The sequence below is a fragment of the Pseudonocardia asaccharolytica DSM 44247 = NBRC 16224 genome (assembly GCF_000423625.1).
Classification (GTDB): domain Bacteria; phylum Actinomycetota; class Actinomycetes; order Mycobacteriales; family Pseudonocardiaceae; genus Pseudonocardia; species Pseudonocardia asaccharolytica.
Genome location: NZ_AUII01000035.1, coordinates 20,097 through 34,921 on the forward strand (window position 1 = coordinate 20,097; position 14,825 = coordinate 34,921).

16 protein-coding genes and 2 pseudogenes are annotated in these 14,825 nt (G+C 70.9%); 5 read left to right on the forward strand and 13 right to left on the reverse strand.

Annotation, left to right across the window (positions count from 1 at the left end; genetic code table 11):
• Positions 1–194: 194 nt before the first annotated feature.
• The 5 genes and pseudogenes from G567_RS0122270 to G567_RS36395 form a co-directional block, all read right to left on the reverse strand.
• Entirely contained in the window at positions 195–2,006 is a 1,812-nt protein-coding gene (locus G567_RS0122270; protein ID WP_028931707.1) for an aldehyde ferredoxin oxidoreductase family protein, read from the reverse strand.
• Positions 2,007–2,009: 3 nt separating this feature from the next.
• Positions 2,010–2,867, reverse strand: a complete 858-nt coding sequence (gene mobA / locus G567_RS32435) for a molybdenum cofactor guanylyltransferase (RefSeq protein WP_211224027.1) — start codon at positions 2,865–2,867, stop codon at positions 2,010–2,012.
• Positions 2,868–2,909: 42 nt separating this feature from the next.
• On the reverse strand, positions 2,910–3,695 hold the full coding sequence (locus G567_RS0122280) for a carbohydrate ABC transporter permease (RefSeq protein WP_245585754.1): 786 nt from the start codon (positions 3,693–3,695) through the stop codon (positions 2,910–2,912).
• Positions 3,696–4,386: 691 nt separating this feature from the next.
• A pseudogene (locus G567_RS36390) lies at positions 4,387–4,611 on the reverse strand (ATP-binding cassette domain-containing protein); the annotation flags it as partial.
• 197 nt (positions 4,612–4,808) lie between these two features.
• Positions 4,809–5,966, reverse strand: a pseudogene (locus G567_RS36395) (ABC transporter substrate-binding protein); the annotation flags it as partial.
• A gap of 161 nt (positions 5,967–6,127) precedes the next feature.
• On the opposite strand from G567_RS36395, the gene G567_RS0122290 reads away from it, so the two are divergent.
• Positions 6,128–6,496, forward strand: coding sequence for a VOC family protein (locus G567_RS0122290; RefSeq protein ID WP_028931710.1), 369 nt, complete (start codon positions 6,128–6,130; stop codon positions 6,494–6,496).
• Positions 6,497–6,550: 54 nt separating this feature from the next.
• Here G567_RS0122290 and G567_RS0122295 read toward each other — a convergent pair whose 3' ends face one another.
• The 5 genes from G567_RS0122295 to dop form a co-directional block, all read right to left on the reverse strand.
• On the reverse strand, positions 6,551–6,931 hold the full coding sequence (locus G567_RS0122295) for a VOC family protein (protein WP_028931711.1): 381 nt from the start codon (positions 6,929–6,931) through the stop codon (positions 6,551–6,553).
• A 62-nt stretch (positions 6,932–6,993) separates the two neighbouring features.
• Complete coding sequence (prcA, locus tag G567_RS0122300; RefSeq protein WP_028931712.1) at positions 6,994–7,815, reverse strand: proteasome subunit alpha; 822 nt, start codon at positions 7,813–7,815, stop codon at positions 6,994–6,996.
• A gap of 50 nt (positions 7,816–7,865) precedes the next feature.
• Entirely contained in the window at positions 7,866–8,744 is an 879-nt protein-coding gene (gene prcB, locus G567_RS0122305; protein ID WP_028931713.1) for a proteasome subunit beta, read from the reverse strand.
• Positions 8,745–8,868: 124 nt separating this feature from the next.
• On the reverse strand, positions 8,869–9,066 hold the full coding sequence (locus G567_RS0122310) for a ubiquitin-like protein Pup (protein WP_028931714.1): 198 nt from the start codon (positions 9,064–9,066) through the stop codon (positions 8,869–8,871).
• 155 nt (positions 9,067–9,221) lie between these two features.
• Positions 9,222–10,721, reverse strand: a complete 1,500-nt coding sequence (dop, locus tag G567_RS0122315) for a depupylase/deamidase Dop (RefSeq protein WP_037057876.1) — start codon at positions 10,719–10,721, stop codon at positions 9,222–9,224.
• Positions 10,722–10,844: 123 nt separating this feature from the next.
• On the opposite strand from dop, the gene G567_RS0122320 reads away from it, so the two are divergent.
• A complete protein-coding gene (locus tag G567_RS0122320) occupies positions 10,845–11,234 on the forward strand; it encodes a hypothetical protein (protein ID WP_028931716.1) in 390 nt (129 codons plus the stop codon).
• 42 nt (positions 11,235–11,276) lie between these two features.
• On the opposite strand, the gene lpdA is transcribed toward G567_RS0122320, so the two are convergent.
• Both lpdA and G567_RS0122330 read right to left on the reverse strand, forming a co-directional pair.
• Positions 11,277–12,695, reverse strand: a complete 1,419-nt coding sequence (gene lpdA, locus G567_RS0122325) for a dihydrolipoyl dehydrogenase (protein ID WP_028931717.1) — start codon at positions 12,693–12,695, stop codon at positions 11,277–11,279.
• A gap of 98 nt (positions 12,696–12,793) precedes the next feature.
• Positions 12,794–13,303, reverse strand: a complete 510-nt coding sequence (locus G567_RS0122330) for a MarR family winged helix-turn-helix transcriptional regulator (RefSeq protein ID WP_028931718.1) — start codon at positions 13,301–13,303, stop codon at positions 12,794–12,796.
• Positions 13,304–13,391: 88 nt separating this feature from the next.
• Here G567_RS0122330 and G567_RS0122335 point away from each other — a divergent pair, with 88 nt between their 5' ends.
• Genes G567_RS0122335 through G567_RS35710 form a run of 3 tightly spaced genes read left to right on the forward strand, consistent with a single transcriptional unit; the run spans position 13,392 to position 14,402 of the window.
• Entirely contained in the window at positions 13,392–13,955 is a 564-nt protein-coding gene (locus tag G567_RS0122335; RefSeq protein WP_028931719.1) for a YceI family protein, read from the forward strand.
• 50 nt (positions 13,956–14,005) lie between these two features.
• Positions 14,006–14,179, forward strand: coding sequence for a DUF6597 domain-containing transcriptional factor (locus tag G567_RS34520; protein WP_154667177.1), 174 nt, complete (start codon positions 14,006–14,008; stop codon positions 14,177–14,179).
• Positions 14,121–14,402 carry a hypothetical protein gene (locus G567_RS35710; RefSeq protein WP_028931720.1) on the forward strand — a complete coding sequence of 94 codons (282 nt, stop codon included), beginning with the start codon at positions 14,121–14,123 and terminating at the stop codon, positions 14,400–14,402. The genes G567_RS34520 and G567_RS35710 overlap by 59 nt, the downstream gene beginning before the upstream one ends.
• Here G567_RS35710 and G567_RS0122345 read toward each other — a convergent pair.
• Entirely contained in the window at positions 14,333–14,737 is a 405-nt protein-coding gene (locus G567_RS0122345) for a VOC family protein (protein ID WP_342662937.1), read from the reverse strand. The genes G567_RS35710 and G567_RS0122345 overlap by 70 nt on opposite strands.
• Positions 14,738–14,825 lie beyond the last annotated feature (88 nt).

Here is a 14,825-nt window from a genome sequence, read left to right on the forward strand (position 1 = left end):
GGACCGCAGCAACAGGCCGTCGCGGCCGAGCACGGGAAGCTCCATGCCGACCAACATGGGCGAATGTCGGGCGCGGCGGACAGTTCTGGACGCGCAGCTGTGGACAACCCGGGGGCGGCACAAGCGTTCCCACCTCGCCACCGGCGTCGGGTCGGGGGTGCCGGCGCCACGGTGCGTGTGTGGGCGAGTGCCTGTCAGCCATCGAGGAGCAGGCCGGCGACGTCCTCGGGCCGGGGGTTGCCCTCGGCGTCGAGACCGCGGGCCGCGTAGTAGCCGGCCACCATGGTCACCAGCCGCTCGCGGGTGAGCGCCGCGACGCGCCCGGACCCCAGCCGCAGCGGGGTGTCCAACATCCGTGGCGGCAGGGTGTCGTCGGCCGCGGTCGCGCCCTCCCGCGCGTTGAACACCCGTTTGGCCAGCACGATCCGCCGGGCGGTCGCCCGCAGCTCGGGCTCGTCGACATCCCAGCCGGTGACCGTGGAAAGCAGCGCGGCCCATTCGGCGAAGGGCTCGGTGAAGACCCCGCGCAGGAACTTGCACAAGATCATGGAGTCCATGACCGCGGCCCGGTCCTCGGTGCCGATCGCGGCGGCGACGTGGGCGGCGCCGCCGTCGAGCCGGTCCAGCTCGCCGGACAGGTCCGCCTCGTAGGCGCCGGAGCGGTTGTGGTCGGCACCGCGCGCGTTCACCGCAAGCCCCAGCGCCATCGTCTGCAGGCTACGCGGCTCGTATCCGGGCAGCTCGAGCCCCTTGACCTGCGGCGCGAAGTCGATCGAGCCGTGTCCGACGGCGGCCGCGGCCCGCCGTGAGCCCTGGGCGAGCAGTTCCCCGAGGCCCGGTTCGCGGGCCCCGATCGCCTCCAGCGTACGCAGCAGCGCCGCGCCGTCGCCGAACCGCAGCCAGGGTGCGTCGAGCAGGCCCCGCTCGACGCATTCCATCGCCCAGGCGATCGTGCCGCCCGCGGAGATGGTGTCGATGCCCAGCTCGTCGCAGCGGGCGCTGGCGGCGAACACGTCGTCCGGCTCCGACACCCCGCACAGCGGCCCGAGCGCGAACACGTTCTCGTACTCCATGCGCTGGCGGCCCCCGCCGCGGCGGGTGTAGATGTGCTCGCAGCCGATGGAGCACGACGCGCAGCTGTTGCGCGCCACCCCGCGCAGCTCGTGCAGCTGTTCGGCGGCAAGAGCCGGCGCGCCTTCGAAGGTGGCGGCGGTGAAGTTGCGGGTGGGCAGCGTGCTGACCGCGTTGAAGGCGAGCAGGTTGGCGAGCGTGCCGAGCTCGCGGTACTTGGCGGTGGCCGGCCCGAAGCTGCGTTCCCGCAGGTCGCGCGCGGCGGCCAGGACGCCGGGCTGATCGGCGACGGCGACCTTGCGGCCGGCACGGACCGCCACGGCCTTGATGTTCTTCGCCCCGAGCACCGCCCCGAGCCCGCCGCGGCCGGCGTGCCGGCCGTCGTGGCTGATCGTCGCGTAGCGGACCTGCCGCTCGCCCGCGGGCCCGATCGCCGCGGTCCGCCAGCCGCGGCCGAAGCGTTCGCGGACCGCGGTCTCGGTCTCGGCCGCCGGCAGGCCCGCCAGCTCGGGCGCCGGTTCGAGCCGAACCCCGGCGGTGTCGTCGGAGTCGATGAGCAGCACCGACAGCGCGTCCGCCCGGCCGCGGACCACGATCGCGTCGTGCCCGGTCAGCTTGCCGGAGATGGCGAACTGGCTGGAGGCGAGCGCGTCGGTGAGCAGCCCGGTCAGCGGCGACTTGGCAACCACCGCGAACTTCGCGCTCGTGGTCAGCGGCGTGCCGACCAGCGGGGAGAACACGAACGCCAGCGGCGCGGCGGACGCCAGCGGATCGCCGCCGGGGGGCGCCAGCCGGTGCAGCAGCCAGGTGCCCAGGCCCACGCCGCCGAGGTAGGCCCGCAGCACCCGCTCGTCGAGCGGCAGCGGGTTCGCGGTCGCCGTGCGGCCCGTCAGCTCGACGACCATCGCCCGTCCGAAGTACCCGCCCGCCGACATCGCTCAGCCCCCGGCGTCCGCGGAAAGGAACGCCACGACGTCGCCGGTCACCAGCGGCAGCTGGGCGTCGCGGCTGATCCGGTCGCCGTTGAGCGCGGCCACCACATGCCGGTCGAGGATCAGGCCGGCGGCCGCGGCCGCCGCCCCCAGGGTGGCGGCGCGGACCTCGCGGGGGCCGTGCTCGCCACCGGCCAGCGCCCCGTAGCGCTGGACCGTGATCTGCGGTGCGGGGCGCTGCCGGGCGGTCGCGTAGTCCTGCGGGGCGTTCACGTTGACCACCGAGTCCAGATCGGGGTCGAGCCGGGCCAGTTCGGCGTCGGCGAGCAGCTCGGCGTCCCCGGTCCGCCGCACCCGGCAGCGTTCGAACAACATGGCCGGCCGCAGCTTGGCGTCGGCGACCAGCTTGCCCGCGAGCTCGGCCAGCGCGGTCCGGTAGCCGGCGGCCATCGGTTGCGGGAATCCGCGCGCCACCGGCAGCGACACATCGACCTCCGGGTCGGTGAGGCCGCGCAGCACCCGGCGCACGAACGCCGGATGCAGGAACGGCAGATCGGTCGAGCAGACGAACGCGATCGCGACCCGGTCGGCGACCGCGGTGAGGCCGGCGGAGAGACCCTGCATCGGTCCGAGACCCTCGACCGGGTCCTCGACGATCTCCACGCCGGCCGGCAGCCCCGGCAGCTCCTGGCCGGGGGCGCGGACCACCAGCACGGGACCGGCGACGGTCCGGGCCAGCAGCGCGGCGGTGCGGTGCAGCAGGGTGCTGCCATGCCACTCCAGGGCGGCCTTCGACTCGCCCATCCGCGAGGACCGTCCCCCGGCGAGCACGATGCCCGCCGCCGCTGCGTCGCCGTTGTCCACGTACCCGATCGTAGGCGCCCGCGGGCGGTGCGGGGCCGTCGCTCAGCCCTTGACCGAGCCCTGGGTGAATCCGGCGATGAACCGGTTGAGGAACATGTTGAACACGACCGCGATCGGCAGCGCGACGATCACCACGGACGCCAGCAGCGACTGCCAGAAGAACACGTCGCCGCGCACCAGCTCGGTCGGCACGCCGATGCTCACGGTCTTCGCCTCGGACGCGGAGACGAACGCGAGGGCGTAGATGAAATCGCCCGCGGCGAGGGTGAACGCGAAGATCACGACCGCGACGATCCCCGGATAGGCCAGCGGCAGCAGCACGCGCAGGAAGGCCTGGGCGCGGCTGTAGCCGTCGACCATCGCCTGCTCCTCGATATCGACCGGGATCGCCTTGAAGAAGCCGAGCAGCAGCCACACCGCCACCGGGGTGGTGACGGTCGGGTAGATCACCACCATCGACCACACGGTGTCCTGCAGCCCGAGGAACGCCACCACCTGCGACATCGAGATGAACAGCAGCGACGGCGGCACCAGGTACACCAGGAAGATCGCGACCGCCAGCCCGCCGCCGAAGCGCAGCCGCAGCCGGGCCAGGCTGTAGGCCGCGGGCAGCGCCAGCGCCAGCGTGATCGCGACCGTGAGCAGCCCGACGAGCAGGGTGTTCAGGCAGAACCGGACGAACGGGGTGTCGGTGAACAGGAAGCTCACGTGCTGGAAGGTCGGCTGGTAGATGAACCAGAACGGGGAGAGCCCGTAGGTGTAGAGCTCGCTGTCCTCCTTCAGCGCGTCGACGATCGTGACCTCGAACGGCGCCGCCGCGAACACCACGAACAGCGCCGCGACCAGGTAGAGCGCGATCCGTCCCCGCGCCGCCTGCCCCGGGCGCCGAGCCTGCCGATCCGCGGTTCGAGGCCCATCTCAGGTCACCTCCGACCGGCGGACCGCGCGCAGGATGAGAACGGCGAAGGCGAGCAGGACCGGGAACAGGAACAGCGCGATCGCGGCGCCCTGGCCGAGTGACCGTGGAGGGCAGGACGGACCGGACCCGGGTCTGTTCGCCCAGCTGCGGGACCACCCCCACCAGATGCCGTTCGGCGCCGAGGTTCTCCACGAGCTGCACCTCGAACGCGGTGACCAGGTCGCCGGCCCGCTCCGGGACGGCCTCCCGGGGCAGGAAACGCTCGGGCCGGAATCCCAGCAGGTGGTCGGAGCGGGTGATCAGGTTCATCGGTGGCGAGCCGACGAAGGTGGCCACGAACGTATCGGCCGGATGGTGGTAGATCTGTTCGGGCGTGGTCAGCTGGCGCAGCCTGCCCTCAGAGAGCACCGCGATGCGGTGCCCCATCCCCATCGCCTCGATCTGGTCGTGGGTGACGTAGACGGTGGTGGTGCCCACCCACTGGTGGAAGTCCTTGAGCTCCTCGCGGGCGCTGGTGCGCAGCTTGGCGTCGAGGTTGGACAGCGGTTCGTCGAGCAGGAACACGCTCGGCGTCCGGACCAGCGCCCTGGCCAGCGCCACCCGCTGCCGCTCGCCCCCGGAGAGCTCGCGTGGCTTGCGCCCGAGCAGGTGGTCGATGCCGAGCAGGCCGGCCGCCCACTCGACCTTCTTGCGCCGCTCCTGCTTGTCGAGCTTCTCGGCCTTGAGCGGGAACTCGATGTTGTCGCGGATCGACTTGTGCGGGTACAGCGCGTAGGTCTGGAAGACCATGGCGATCTTGCGGAAGCGGGGCGGCAGGTCCGACATCGGCCGCCCGGCGATGTAGATCTCGCCGGACCGAGCGAGGCCTTGGCCATCATCTGCGGCAGCACGAACGTCGTGAAGATCTCGCCGATGGCGGCGTTCGCCGGGCCGGGGTGGCCGAGGTTCGTGCTCCAGTCGAAGGAGCTCTTGAGCACCTCCAGCTTGTTCGCCGGTTGCGAGCCGAACGGGTCGTTGCTCAGCCAGCCGTCGAGCTGGGGAACCGTGTCGGGATAGGAGGGGAAGTTGTACAGCTCGGAGTGGTAGGTCACGGCCGCGGCGTTCGCCGAGAGGTTGAGCAGGAACTCCTTGGCCGCGTCGATGTTCGTGGAGAACTTCGGGATCATGTAGACCTCGATCACGTGCTCGCTCGCCAGGCCGACCCCGCCCGGCCCCGTGAGCGCGGGGGTGAAGAAGATGTCGTTCGCGACGTCGGGCGTGGTCTTCTGCGACGTGCGGTAGGCGGAGATCGAGTTGAGGATGTAGGACAGCTGCCCCGCGGCGAGCCCCTGGTTGTTGGAGGCCGCGTTCCAGGAGAAGACCGTGCTGGTCATCGCCTGGTTGTAGAGCTTGGTCATGTACTCGACGGCCGCCACCGTCTCCGGCGAGTTGAGCACGACGTTCTGGTTCGCATCCTGGATCGACCCGCCGAACGACCAGATCAGGGCGCGGGCGGCCATGTTCGAGTCGATCTCGTTGGACATCCCGATGCCCAGCGGGACCCCCTGCTCGCTCTTGATGCGGGCGCCGCCGGTGAGCAGGTCGTCGTAGGTCCGTGGCCCATCGGGCATGCCGACCTTCTCCCACTGGCTCCTGCGGTAGTCACCCGGATCGGGTACCCAGCTGTGGCAGTACCCGTACCATTGGTTCGTCGTGGGGTTGTAGCTGACCTGCCTGGCCCACTCGACCTGTTTGCCGTGCCGCTTCTGCGCCTCGGTGTTGATGTCGGTGAGATCGACCAGGCTCTGCTCCAGCGCGGACGGCACGGTGATGTACATGATCAGATCGTGCCCGGAGCTCGCCGAGGTCTCGGCGGCCGTGCGCGGGACGATATTGGCGTAGTTGATGTGCTCGACCGAGGCGTTCACCCCGACGTGCTGGCCCCACTGCTGGACGTACGGGTCGAACCACTGGTCGTAGGCCGGCACGAAATGGCTCCACTGCAGGATCCGCAGGTCGCCGGAGAGCTTCGTCGCGGGATCACCGAACACCACCTCCGGTGCCGCGGCGGGCGGCGGCGGGGCCGCACCACCTCCGCCCGTCCCCGGGGCCTTGCTGCAGGCCGCGGCGGCCACCCCGAGTGCGGAAAGCTGGAGAAGACGACGACGCGAAATCGGCCGTCCCGAATCGGATCGGAGCACCGGCGATCACATCCCACGTTGGACACAGAGGCCGCCACTGGCTGAGCAGGACGCTACCGCGCAATTGTTGAGATGTGCCAGACCTCACAAATCACGGAGGGGTCTCGACCCCCGCGGCCGGACGGTGGCCCCGCCGGACCGGAGCCTGGTACCCATTCCGTATGCGGACTGTCGCGCTGGACCACATCGTGCTCCTCACCCCCGACGCCGAGCGGCTGATCGCCTGGTACCGCGACGTTCTGGGCCTGACCCCGGAGCGGCTGGAGCAGTGGCGTCGCGGGGAGGTGCCGTTCGCGTCGTTGCGGGTGTCCGATTCGACGATCATCGACGTGCTGCCGGGTGAGCGCAGCGGGCAGAACATGCAGCACCTGGCGCTCGTCGTCGACGCCGATCTCGCCGAGCTCACCGCACTGGCCGACCGGCACGGCGTGGCCCCGCCGACGGACCTGTTCGGCGCCCGCGGTCAGGGCCGCGGTATCTACCTGACCGATCCAGACGGCAACGGGGTGGAGTTGCGCAGCTACGCGTAGCACCCCGGCGGGTGACCTGCCGGGGCGCTCGCGGTTCCCGCGGGTTTCGGCGGCTCACCCCGAACCGCTGCCGTAGGGCCGGGTCAGCACCTCCAGGTTGTGCCCGGACGGGGAGTCGAAGTACATCGCCCGGCCGCCGTCGTTGGTGTTGTGGCCCGGTGTGCGGTGCGCGGGATCGGCGAACGTCGCCGCCCCGCGGTCGCGCAGCCGCGCCGCAACCGCGTCGAACTCATCCTCGCTGATGAGGAAGGCGTAGTGCTGGGTCGCCACCTCGCTGGTGGTCATGAAATCGAGGCTGACCCCGTTGGCGACGGCGACGACGGTGAAAGGCCCGAACCGCGACGGCCCGGGCAGGCCCAGCACGTCGGCGACGAAGCGCGCCTCGGCGTCCTGATCGTGGGAGTGGACAACGGTGTGGTTGAGCTCGATGGCCATGCCACGAGCCTGCTACCTGCACCCAGGTGCAGGTCAAGGCTCGACGGGAGCGGCAGCGGTGCTCAGGCGCCGTTCGTCGACCCGGCCGGGCCGCCGTCGGTGTCGGGTGCGGCGCCGCTGGCGGCCGGGGCCTCGTCCCCGCCGACCTCCGGTTCGGTTTCCGAGGCGCCGCGGTTCTCCGGGGGCAGCAGATCCCGCAGCACGTTGCCGGTGAGCCTGCGGAACGACCGGCGCGGCCGGTCCCGCTCGAGCACCGCGACCTCCAGGGCGCTCACCCCGAGCACCCGGCCGCCGTCGGGACTGCCGGTCGGGGGGCCCGCGGTCTGCAGGGCCGCCACCGCGACGCCGATGGCCTCGGCGAGCCCCAGCCTCGGCTGGTAGATCTCCTTCAGCTTGGTGCTGATCGGCTCGGTCTGCCCGCCCATGACGACGAACCGCGGTTCGTCGGTGATCGAGCCGTCGTAGGTGATCCGGTAGAGCTGGTCGGCCGCGGACTCGGGGCCCACCTCGGCCACGCACAGCTCCACCTCGAACGGCTTCTGCTGCTCGATGAACGAGGTGCCGAGGACCTGCGCGTAGGCGTTGGCCAGCCAGCGCCCGGTGACGTCGCGGCGGTCGTAGGAGTAGCCGCGGACGTCGGCGAGCCGGATGCCGCCGGTACGCAGGTTCTCGAACTCGTTGTAGCGGCCCACCGCGGCGAACCCGATGCGGTCGTAGATCTCGGAGACCTTGTGCAGGGCGGTCGAGTGGTTCTCCGCAACGAACAGCACACCGCCCGCGTAGGCCAGCACGACGACGCTGCGCCCGCGGGCGATCCCCTTGCGTGCCAGCTCCGATCGGTCGCGCAGGAGCTGGTCGACGGAGGAGTAGAACGGCATCGTCACTTAGGAACGCTCCAAGATCATGAGAAGGACGGCGGTCGGGGGCCGCGGCGTCAGCCGCCCGGCTTCTCCGCGCGCACGGCGAGCACCTCGGCGGCGATCTCGGCGATCTCCTCTTCGGAGCGACGGACCGCGCCCTCGGCGCCGGTGATGCTGACAACGACCGGGAAGATCCGGCGGGTCGCATCGGGCCCACCCGTCGCGGTGTCGTCGTCGGCGGCGTCATAGAGCGCCTCAACCGCGTTACGGAGCGTCGTGGCCAGGTCGGCGGCGACATCGTGCCGCTTCTTCAACGCCGACTTCGCGAACACCGAACCCGAGCCGATCGCGTGGTAGCCCGCCAGCTGCTCGTCAGCCCGGCTGCCGGTCACATCGAAGGAGACGATCCGCCCGGCCTTGGCCGGGTCGGGCTCCTCCGGGTCGTACCCGACGAACAGTGGGAGCGCCACGAAGCCCTGCAGCGCCGCCCCGAGGTTCTGCCGGACCATGCCCGCGAGCTTGTTGGCCTTGCCGTCCAGCGAAAGCGGAACGCCCTCGATCTTCTCGTAGTGCTCGAGGTCGACGGCGAACAGGCGAACGAGTTCCGTCCCGATCCCCGCCGTTCCCGCAAAACCCACCGCAGAGTAGGCATCGGTGATGAAGACCTTCTCGACGTCGCGCTGGGCGATGACATTGCCCATCGTCGCCCGCCGGTCACCGGCGATGACGACGCCCTCGGAGCAGACGAGCGCCACGATCGTGGTGCCGTGCGGCACGTTGAGCGCGCCCGCCTGCGACGACCCCACGGCCATTCCCTCGGCGAAGCGCCCGGGCAGCAGATGCGGCGCCGTGGCGGCGACGAAGTCGGTGAACGAGGGCGAGCCCGGCGCGAAGAACGCGGCGGCGTTGCCGCCGTGCCCCGCTGTGGCTGCGTTGACCGGCCGGGGGTCCATGGTCAGGTGGGTACCTCTCCTCGTACGGCCGTGACGGACCGGATGACTGCTACTGGTAGGAGGACATTACTGCGGACGGTCCGGCCGGCGCGCAGCGCACCGGCCGGACCGCTCGCGGTGGGGCCTACTGGCCGCCCTTCTGGACGTAGGCCCGGACGAAGTCCTCGGCGTTCTCCTCGAGCACGTCGTCGATCTCGTCGAGAATCGTGTCGACGTCCTCGCCGAGCTTCTCCCGTCGCTCCTGGCCGGCGGCGGCCGCGCCGCTACCGTCCTCCTCGTCCCCACCGCCACCACCCTGACGCTTGGTCTGTTCCTGCGACATGGCCGTTTCCTCCTCGCGCCTGGTCCAGCCGACACACCCTTGAGTGCCGAACCGGGGTCCGGTAGCTCAAACCCTACTAGCGGATCGCCGGAATGCGCGTGGTCGAGACCGGACGCCGCGGCCCCGCGCCCGTCCCGCCGGCGCCTCCCGCGCGCTCAGCCCCTGGTCAGAGCCTCCACCAGCTCCTCGGCGGTCGCCGAGCCGTCGATGAGCTCACCGACGTGGCGCCGGGTTCCGCGCAGTGGCTCCAGGGTCGGGATCCGCACGAGCGACTCGCGGCCGAGGTCGAAGATCACCGAGTCCCAGGAGGCGGCGGCCACCTCCGTCGGGTACCGCTCCAGGCAGCGGCCCCGGAAGTAGGCGCGGGTGTCCTCCGGCGGGGCCTGCATCGCGGCGACGACCTGGTCCTCGGTGACGAGCCGCCGCATCGATCCGCGCGTGACGAGCCGGTTGTACAGGCCCTTGGCCATTCGTACATCGCTGTACTGCAGGTCGACCAGCGCCAGCCGCCCGGCGTTCCACGCCAGCCCGTCGCGTTCCCGGTAGCCCTCCAACAGCTGCAGCTTGGCCGGCCAGTCGAGCCGGTCGGTGGTGCTCATCGGGTCGCGCGCGAGGTCGTCGAGGACCTCCCCCCACAGCTGCAGCACCTCGGCGGTGTCGGCGTCGACGTCGCCGCCCTGGGTCTCCTCGACGTGCTTGCACGCCTTGTCGAAGTAGGCCCGCTGGATCTCCAGCGCCGTGACCTTCCGGCCGTCGGTGAGCTCGACGGTGGTCCGAAGGGACGGATCGTGGCTGATCTGGTGGACCGCCCGCACCGGCTCGGCCATCCGCAGCTCGTCGAACCGGACACCCGCCTCGATCATGTCGAGGACCAGGGCCGTGCTGCCCACCTTGATCAGCGTGGCGTACTCGCTCATGTTCGCGTCGCCGATGATGACGTGCAGGCGGCGGTACTTGTCGGCGTCGGCGTGCGGCTCGTCGCGGGTGTTGATGATGCCCCGCTTGAGCGTGGTCTCCAGCCCCACCTCGACCTCGATGTAGTCGGCGCGCTGGGAGAGCTGGTATCCCGCCTCGTCGCCCGAGGCCCCGATGCCGACCCGGCCCGCCCCGCAGATCACCTGCCGGGACACGAAGAACGGGGTCAGCCCCCCGACGATCGCGGGGAACGTCGTCTGGCGCGACATCAGGTAGTTCTCATGCGAGCCGTAGCTGGCGCCCTTGCCGTCGACGTTGTTCTTGTAGAGCTGGATCCGCGGCGCCCCGGGGACGGTGGCCGACCGCACCGCGGCCTCCTCCATCACCCGCTCCCCCGCCTTGTCCCAGATCACGACGTCGCGCGGGGTGGTGACCTCCGGGGTGGAGAACTCCGGATGGGCGTGGTCGACATACAGCCGGGCGCCGTTGGTGAGAATGACGTTGGCGGCACCGAGATCGTCGAGTTCGGAGTCGGCCTGGCCGGAAAGCGTGGGCGCCGAGAGGTCGAACCCGCGGGCGTCGCGCAGCGGCGATTCGACCTCGTAGTCCCAACGGGCGCGTCGCGACCGCGGGATGTCGGCCGCGGCGGCGTAGGCCAGCACGATCTGGGTTGAGGTGATGACCGGGTTGGCGGTGGGGTCACCCGGCACGGAGATCCCGTACTCGACCTCGGTGCCCATGATCCTTCGGGCCGTCAAGACCGGCCCCCGACGACGTGCGAGTCCATGACGTCGAGCCTATCTCCCGCCCGGTGCCGATGTTCGCCGCACGCGGCGTCCGATGCCGATGGATACGGTGGTCGGATGAGCATCGAGGTGGCGCTGCACGAGCTGGCCGAGACCCTGGCGAAGTACCGCTTCGCCTACCTGCTGACCGTCCGGGACGGCGACCGGGCCCACGTCGTCGCCGTGACCCCGACGCTGACGGGCGAGCGCCTGCTCGTTCCCGAGCCGGGCCGCACGACGCGGGCGAACCTCGAGACTCGTCCTTCGGCCACCCTGGTGTGGCCGCCTGCGGATCCCGGCGACTACACGCTGATCGTGGACGGGGCGGCGGAACAGCGCGACGGGCAGGTGACCGTCGCGCCGACGCGGGCGGTGCTGCATCGCCCGGCCCCCGGCCATGCGGGCTCGCCGACCGGCTGCGGATCGGACTGTGTGGAGCTGCCCGTCGTCCCCGAGACCGCGAGCTGATCCGCTCGACCGCGCTCCCCGGGCCGCTCACGCGCCGCCGGATCAGAAGTTGATCATGTGTCCGGCCAGGCCGTGGATGGCCTCCTGCACCGCTTCGCCCAGGGTGGGGTGGGCGTGCACGTTGCGGGCCAGCTCGGTGGCCGTCAGGTCCCATTTCTGCGCCAGGGTCAGCTCCGGCAGCAGCTCGGTGACCTCGGGCCCGATGAGGTGCCCGCCGAGCAGCTCACCGTAGGTCTCGTCGCTGATCAGCTTGACGAACCCGACCGGCTCCCCCATGCCCTGGGCCTTGCCGTTGGCGGTGAACGGGAACCGGGCGACCTTGACCTTCCAGCCCCGCTCGTCGGCCAGCTCGCGGGCCTGCTCCTCGGTGTAGCCGAAGCTCGCGACCTGCGGCTGGCAGAACGTCGCCCGCGGCATCATCGTGTAGTCGAGCTCGTGGGTCTCGGCCCCGGCGATGGTCTCGGCCGCGACGACCCCCTGTGCCTCGCCGACGTGGGCCAGCATGAGCTTGGCGGTGACGTCGCCGATGGCGTAGAGGTGCGCGACGTTGGTGCGCATGCGCTCGTCGATCCGGATCGCGCCGCGGTCGGTCAGCTCGACCCCGGTGTTCTCCAGGCCGTACCCCGTGGTGCGCGGGACGAACCCGATGGCCTGCAGCACCTTGTCGGCCCGAAGTTGCCTCGTCGCGCCGCTGCCGTCCGACACGCTCACCGTGACCTGGTCGCCGGAGTCCGTGCTGTCGCTGATCGACTCGACCCTCGTCGAGGTGAACACGTCGATCCCGTAGCGCTTGTAGCGCCGCGCCAGTTCCGTGGACACCTCGGCGTCCTCCAGCGGCAGCATCCGGTCGAGGAACTCGACGATCGTGACCTGCACCCCGTAGTTGTGCAGGATGTAGGCGAACTCGACGCCGACCGCGCCCGCACCCGCGATGATCACGCTGCGGGGCAGCTCGCGGGTGAGGATCTGCTCCTCGTAGGTGACCACGCGCTCGGACAGCGACGTCCCCGGCAGCAGCCGGGTCTCCGCCCCGGTGGCGATGATGGCGTCGTCGAAGGTGATCGTCTCGCGGCCGCCGTCGCCGCGGGCCACCTCGATCGTCGACGCGTCGAGGAACGTGCCGCGCCCGTCGAACTCGGTGATCTTGTTCTTCTTCATCAGGAAGTGCACACCCTTGACCCGGCCCTCGGCGACGGACCGGCTGCGGTCGAACGCGACGCCGAAGTCGAAGGACACCTCCCCGGAGATGCCGAAGGTCTTCGCCTCCTTCGTGACCAGGTGGGCGAGCTCGGCGTTGCGCAGCAGCGCCTTCGACGGGATGCACCCGACGTTCAGGCACACCCCGCCCCAGTACTTCTCCTCAACGATCGCGACGCTGCGGCCGAGCTGGGCCGTCCGGATCGCGGCGACGTACCCACCAGGGCCTGCTCCGAGAACCACGACGTCGAAATGTGACGGCATGGGGTTCAGCCTAGAACCGCTGACCGCGGCGTCCCGTGTGTCGGGCGCCCGAGCTCACCGCATCGCGACCGCGATGAACTGCGTCACAGGGCCGGGCGCTACCGGCGGGCGTCCGTGGCGCACGTGGCGTCCTGGGCGGCGGGCCACTCCGGGGTCTCGGACAGGGCGCCGATCAGCGTCTCGACGATCTCACGCAACGCGGCCTGCTGGCCGGGGCTCAGATGGTCGAACAGCGTGGCGCGCACGCTCTCGACATGCCCCGGCGCTGCGGCCTCCAGGACCGCCATGCCCTCGGGCGTGAGCTCGGCCAGCGCGCCCCGGCGGTCGGTGGGGCAGGCCCGGCGGCGGACCCAGCCGGCCTCCTCCAGCCGCGCGACGGCATGCGAGAGCCGGCTGCGGGAGGACAGCGCCGTGCTGGCCAGCGTGCTCATCCGCAGGGTGTGGCCGGGCGCCTCGCTCAGCCGCACCAGGATCTCGTAGTAGGCCAGCGGCATACCCGAATCCTGCGACAGCTGGCGCTCGATGCGGTCGAGAACGAGGCGGTTGGCGGTCAGGAACGCCCGCCAGGTTCGCTGCTCGTCCGCATCGAGCCACCGCGTGTGATCCATGCCATCTCCGAAATTATTGAACCCTCAATGTTGTTCTACTAGTGTAGCGCTCAACAGATGAATGCTCAACTACATTGGGGAGGATCCGATGACCACAGCCGCCAGCACCCAGATCCCCGGCTACGTGGCGGGCACCTGGGACATCGACCCGGCTCACTCCGACGTCTCGTTCACCGTCCGGCACATGATGGTGAGCAAGGTACGCGGCCGGTTCGGGGCCTTCAGCGGTGAGATCGTCACCGGCGACGACCTGAGGTCCTCGACCGTGACCGCCACCATCGACGCGACGTCGATCGACACCAACAACGACCAGCGGGACGGGCATATCCGATCCGCCGACTTCTTCGACGTCGCCAACCACCCGGAGTGGACGTTCCGCTCCACCGGCGTGCGCGCTGACGGCCAGGACCACGTCCTCGACGGCGAGCTGACCATCAAGGGCGTCACCAAGCCCGTCACCCTCGACCTCGAGGTGGGCGGATTCGGCGCGGACGCCTGGGGCGGCACCCGGGCCGGCTTCACCGCCACCACCACGATCAACCGCAACGACTTCGGGGTCGATATCGCGATGCCGCTCGACGGCGGCGGCATGGTCGTGAGCGACAAGGTGCAGATCACCCTCGAGATCCAGGCCGTGCTGCGGGCCGGCTGAACCGGCTCGTCCCCTCGGCGGCGTCGGGGCTCACGGATACGGTCGCATGCGTGGCCGAGTACCGCGAGATCCCGGCGCCGCCGTCGCTGCGTCTGGAGGTCGAATGCGGCTGGCAGTTGCGCCAGCCCGGCGGAGCCGGAACCCATCTGCAGCGGGTCCTGCCCGATGGCTGCATGGATCTGCGCCGCAGGCCTGCTGGCGACATCCGCCACGGCCCTGCGTGACCGGCGGGTCCCGCTGGCCGAACTCGTCCCCGCCGCGGCCCGGCGGCTCGCCGACGCCGGGGTGCCCGCCGCCGAGGCCGCCGCCCGCACCGGATACGCCGACCAGCCGCATCTGAGCCGCGAGGTCCGCGCGCTGGCCGGGGTTCCGCTCGGTCAGCTGCTGGCCGGCAGCGGTGCGAACAGGGCGACGCCGTTGCCGTCCGGATCTCGCACCATGGCATAGCGCTGGCCCCAGAATGCATCGAACGGCGCCAGCTCGCCGTGGTATCCCGCCGCGGTGACCTGCGCGTACGCCGCGTCCACCGCGACGGCGTCCGGGAGCCGGAACGCCAGGCTCAGCTGCCCGGTGCCCGGTCGCCAGCCGGGGTGGAACGAGCGGATCGTCTGCTGCGTGTCGAAGGCCAGCCGCAGCCCGCCGGGCAACGCGACCTCGACGTGCGGCTGCGAGTCCGCGTCGGCCGGGACCGCCAGGCCCAGCAGGCGGTAGAACGCCAGCGTCTTGCCCATGTCCGCGGTGACGATGCCGACCACGTCCAGTTTCGCCTGGATGCTGCTCACTGGTGCACCCTCCTCATGTCCGAGCCTGGTTGTTGATCCAGGATTCGGGCGCACCCAAGGTCCCCACCGGGCCATCGCCCTGCTCGCT

What these genes read in the sequence shown, in the direction of transcription:
- lpdA (WP_028931717.1), bottom strand. Translation starts at nt 12,695, where the DNA reads ATGCCGTCACATTTCGACGTCGTGGTTCTCGGAGCAGGCCCTGGTGGG.
- G567_RS0122290 (WP_028931710.1), top strand. Translation starts at nt 6,128, where the DNA reads ATGCGGACTGTCGCGCTGGACCACATCGTGCTCCTCACCCCCGACGCC.
- G567_RS0122270 (WP_028931707.1), bottom strand. Translation starts at nt 2,006, where the DNA reads ATGTCGGCGGGCGGGTACTTCGGACGGGCGATGGTCGTCGAGCTGACG.
- G567_RS0122320 (WP_028931716.1), top strand. Translation starts at nt 10,845, where the DNA reads ATGAGCATCGAGGTGGCGCTGCACGAGCTGGCCGAGACCCTGGCGAAG.
- G567_RS0122330 (WP_028931718.1), bottom strand. Translation starts at nt 13,303, where the DNA reads ATGGATCACACGCGGTGGCTCGATGCGGACGAGCAGCGAACCTGGCGG.
- G567_RS0122335 (WP_028931719.1), top strand. Translation starts at nt 13,392, where the DNA reads ATGACCACAGCCGCCAGCACCCAGATCCCCGGCTACGTGGCGGGCACC.
- G567_RS35710 (WP_028931720.1), top strand. Translation starts at nt 14,121, where the DNA reads ATGGCTGCATGGATCTGCGCCGCAGGCCTGCTGGCGACATCCGCCACG.
- G567_RS0122310 (WP_028931714.1), bottom strand. Translation starts at nt 9,066, where the DNA reads ATGTCGCAGGAACAGACCAAGCGTCAGGGTGGTGGCGGTGGGGACGAG.
- G567_RS0122295 (WP_028931711.1), bottom strand. Translation starts at nt 6,931, where the DNA reads ATGGCCATCGAGCTCAACCACACCGTTGTCCACTCCCACGATCAGGAC.
- dop (WP_037057876.1), bottom strand. Translation starts at nt 10,721, where the DNA reads ATGGGCACCGAGGTCGAGTACGGGATCTCCGTGCCGGGTGACCCCACC.
- prcB (WP_028931713.1), bottom strand. Translation starts at nt 8,744, where the DNA reads ATGGACCCCCGGCCGGTCAACGCAGCCACAGCGGGGCACGGCGGCAAC.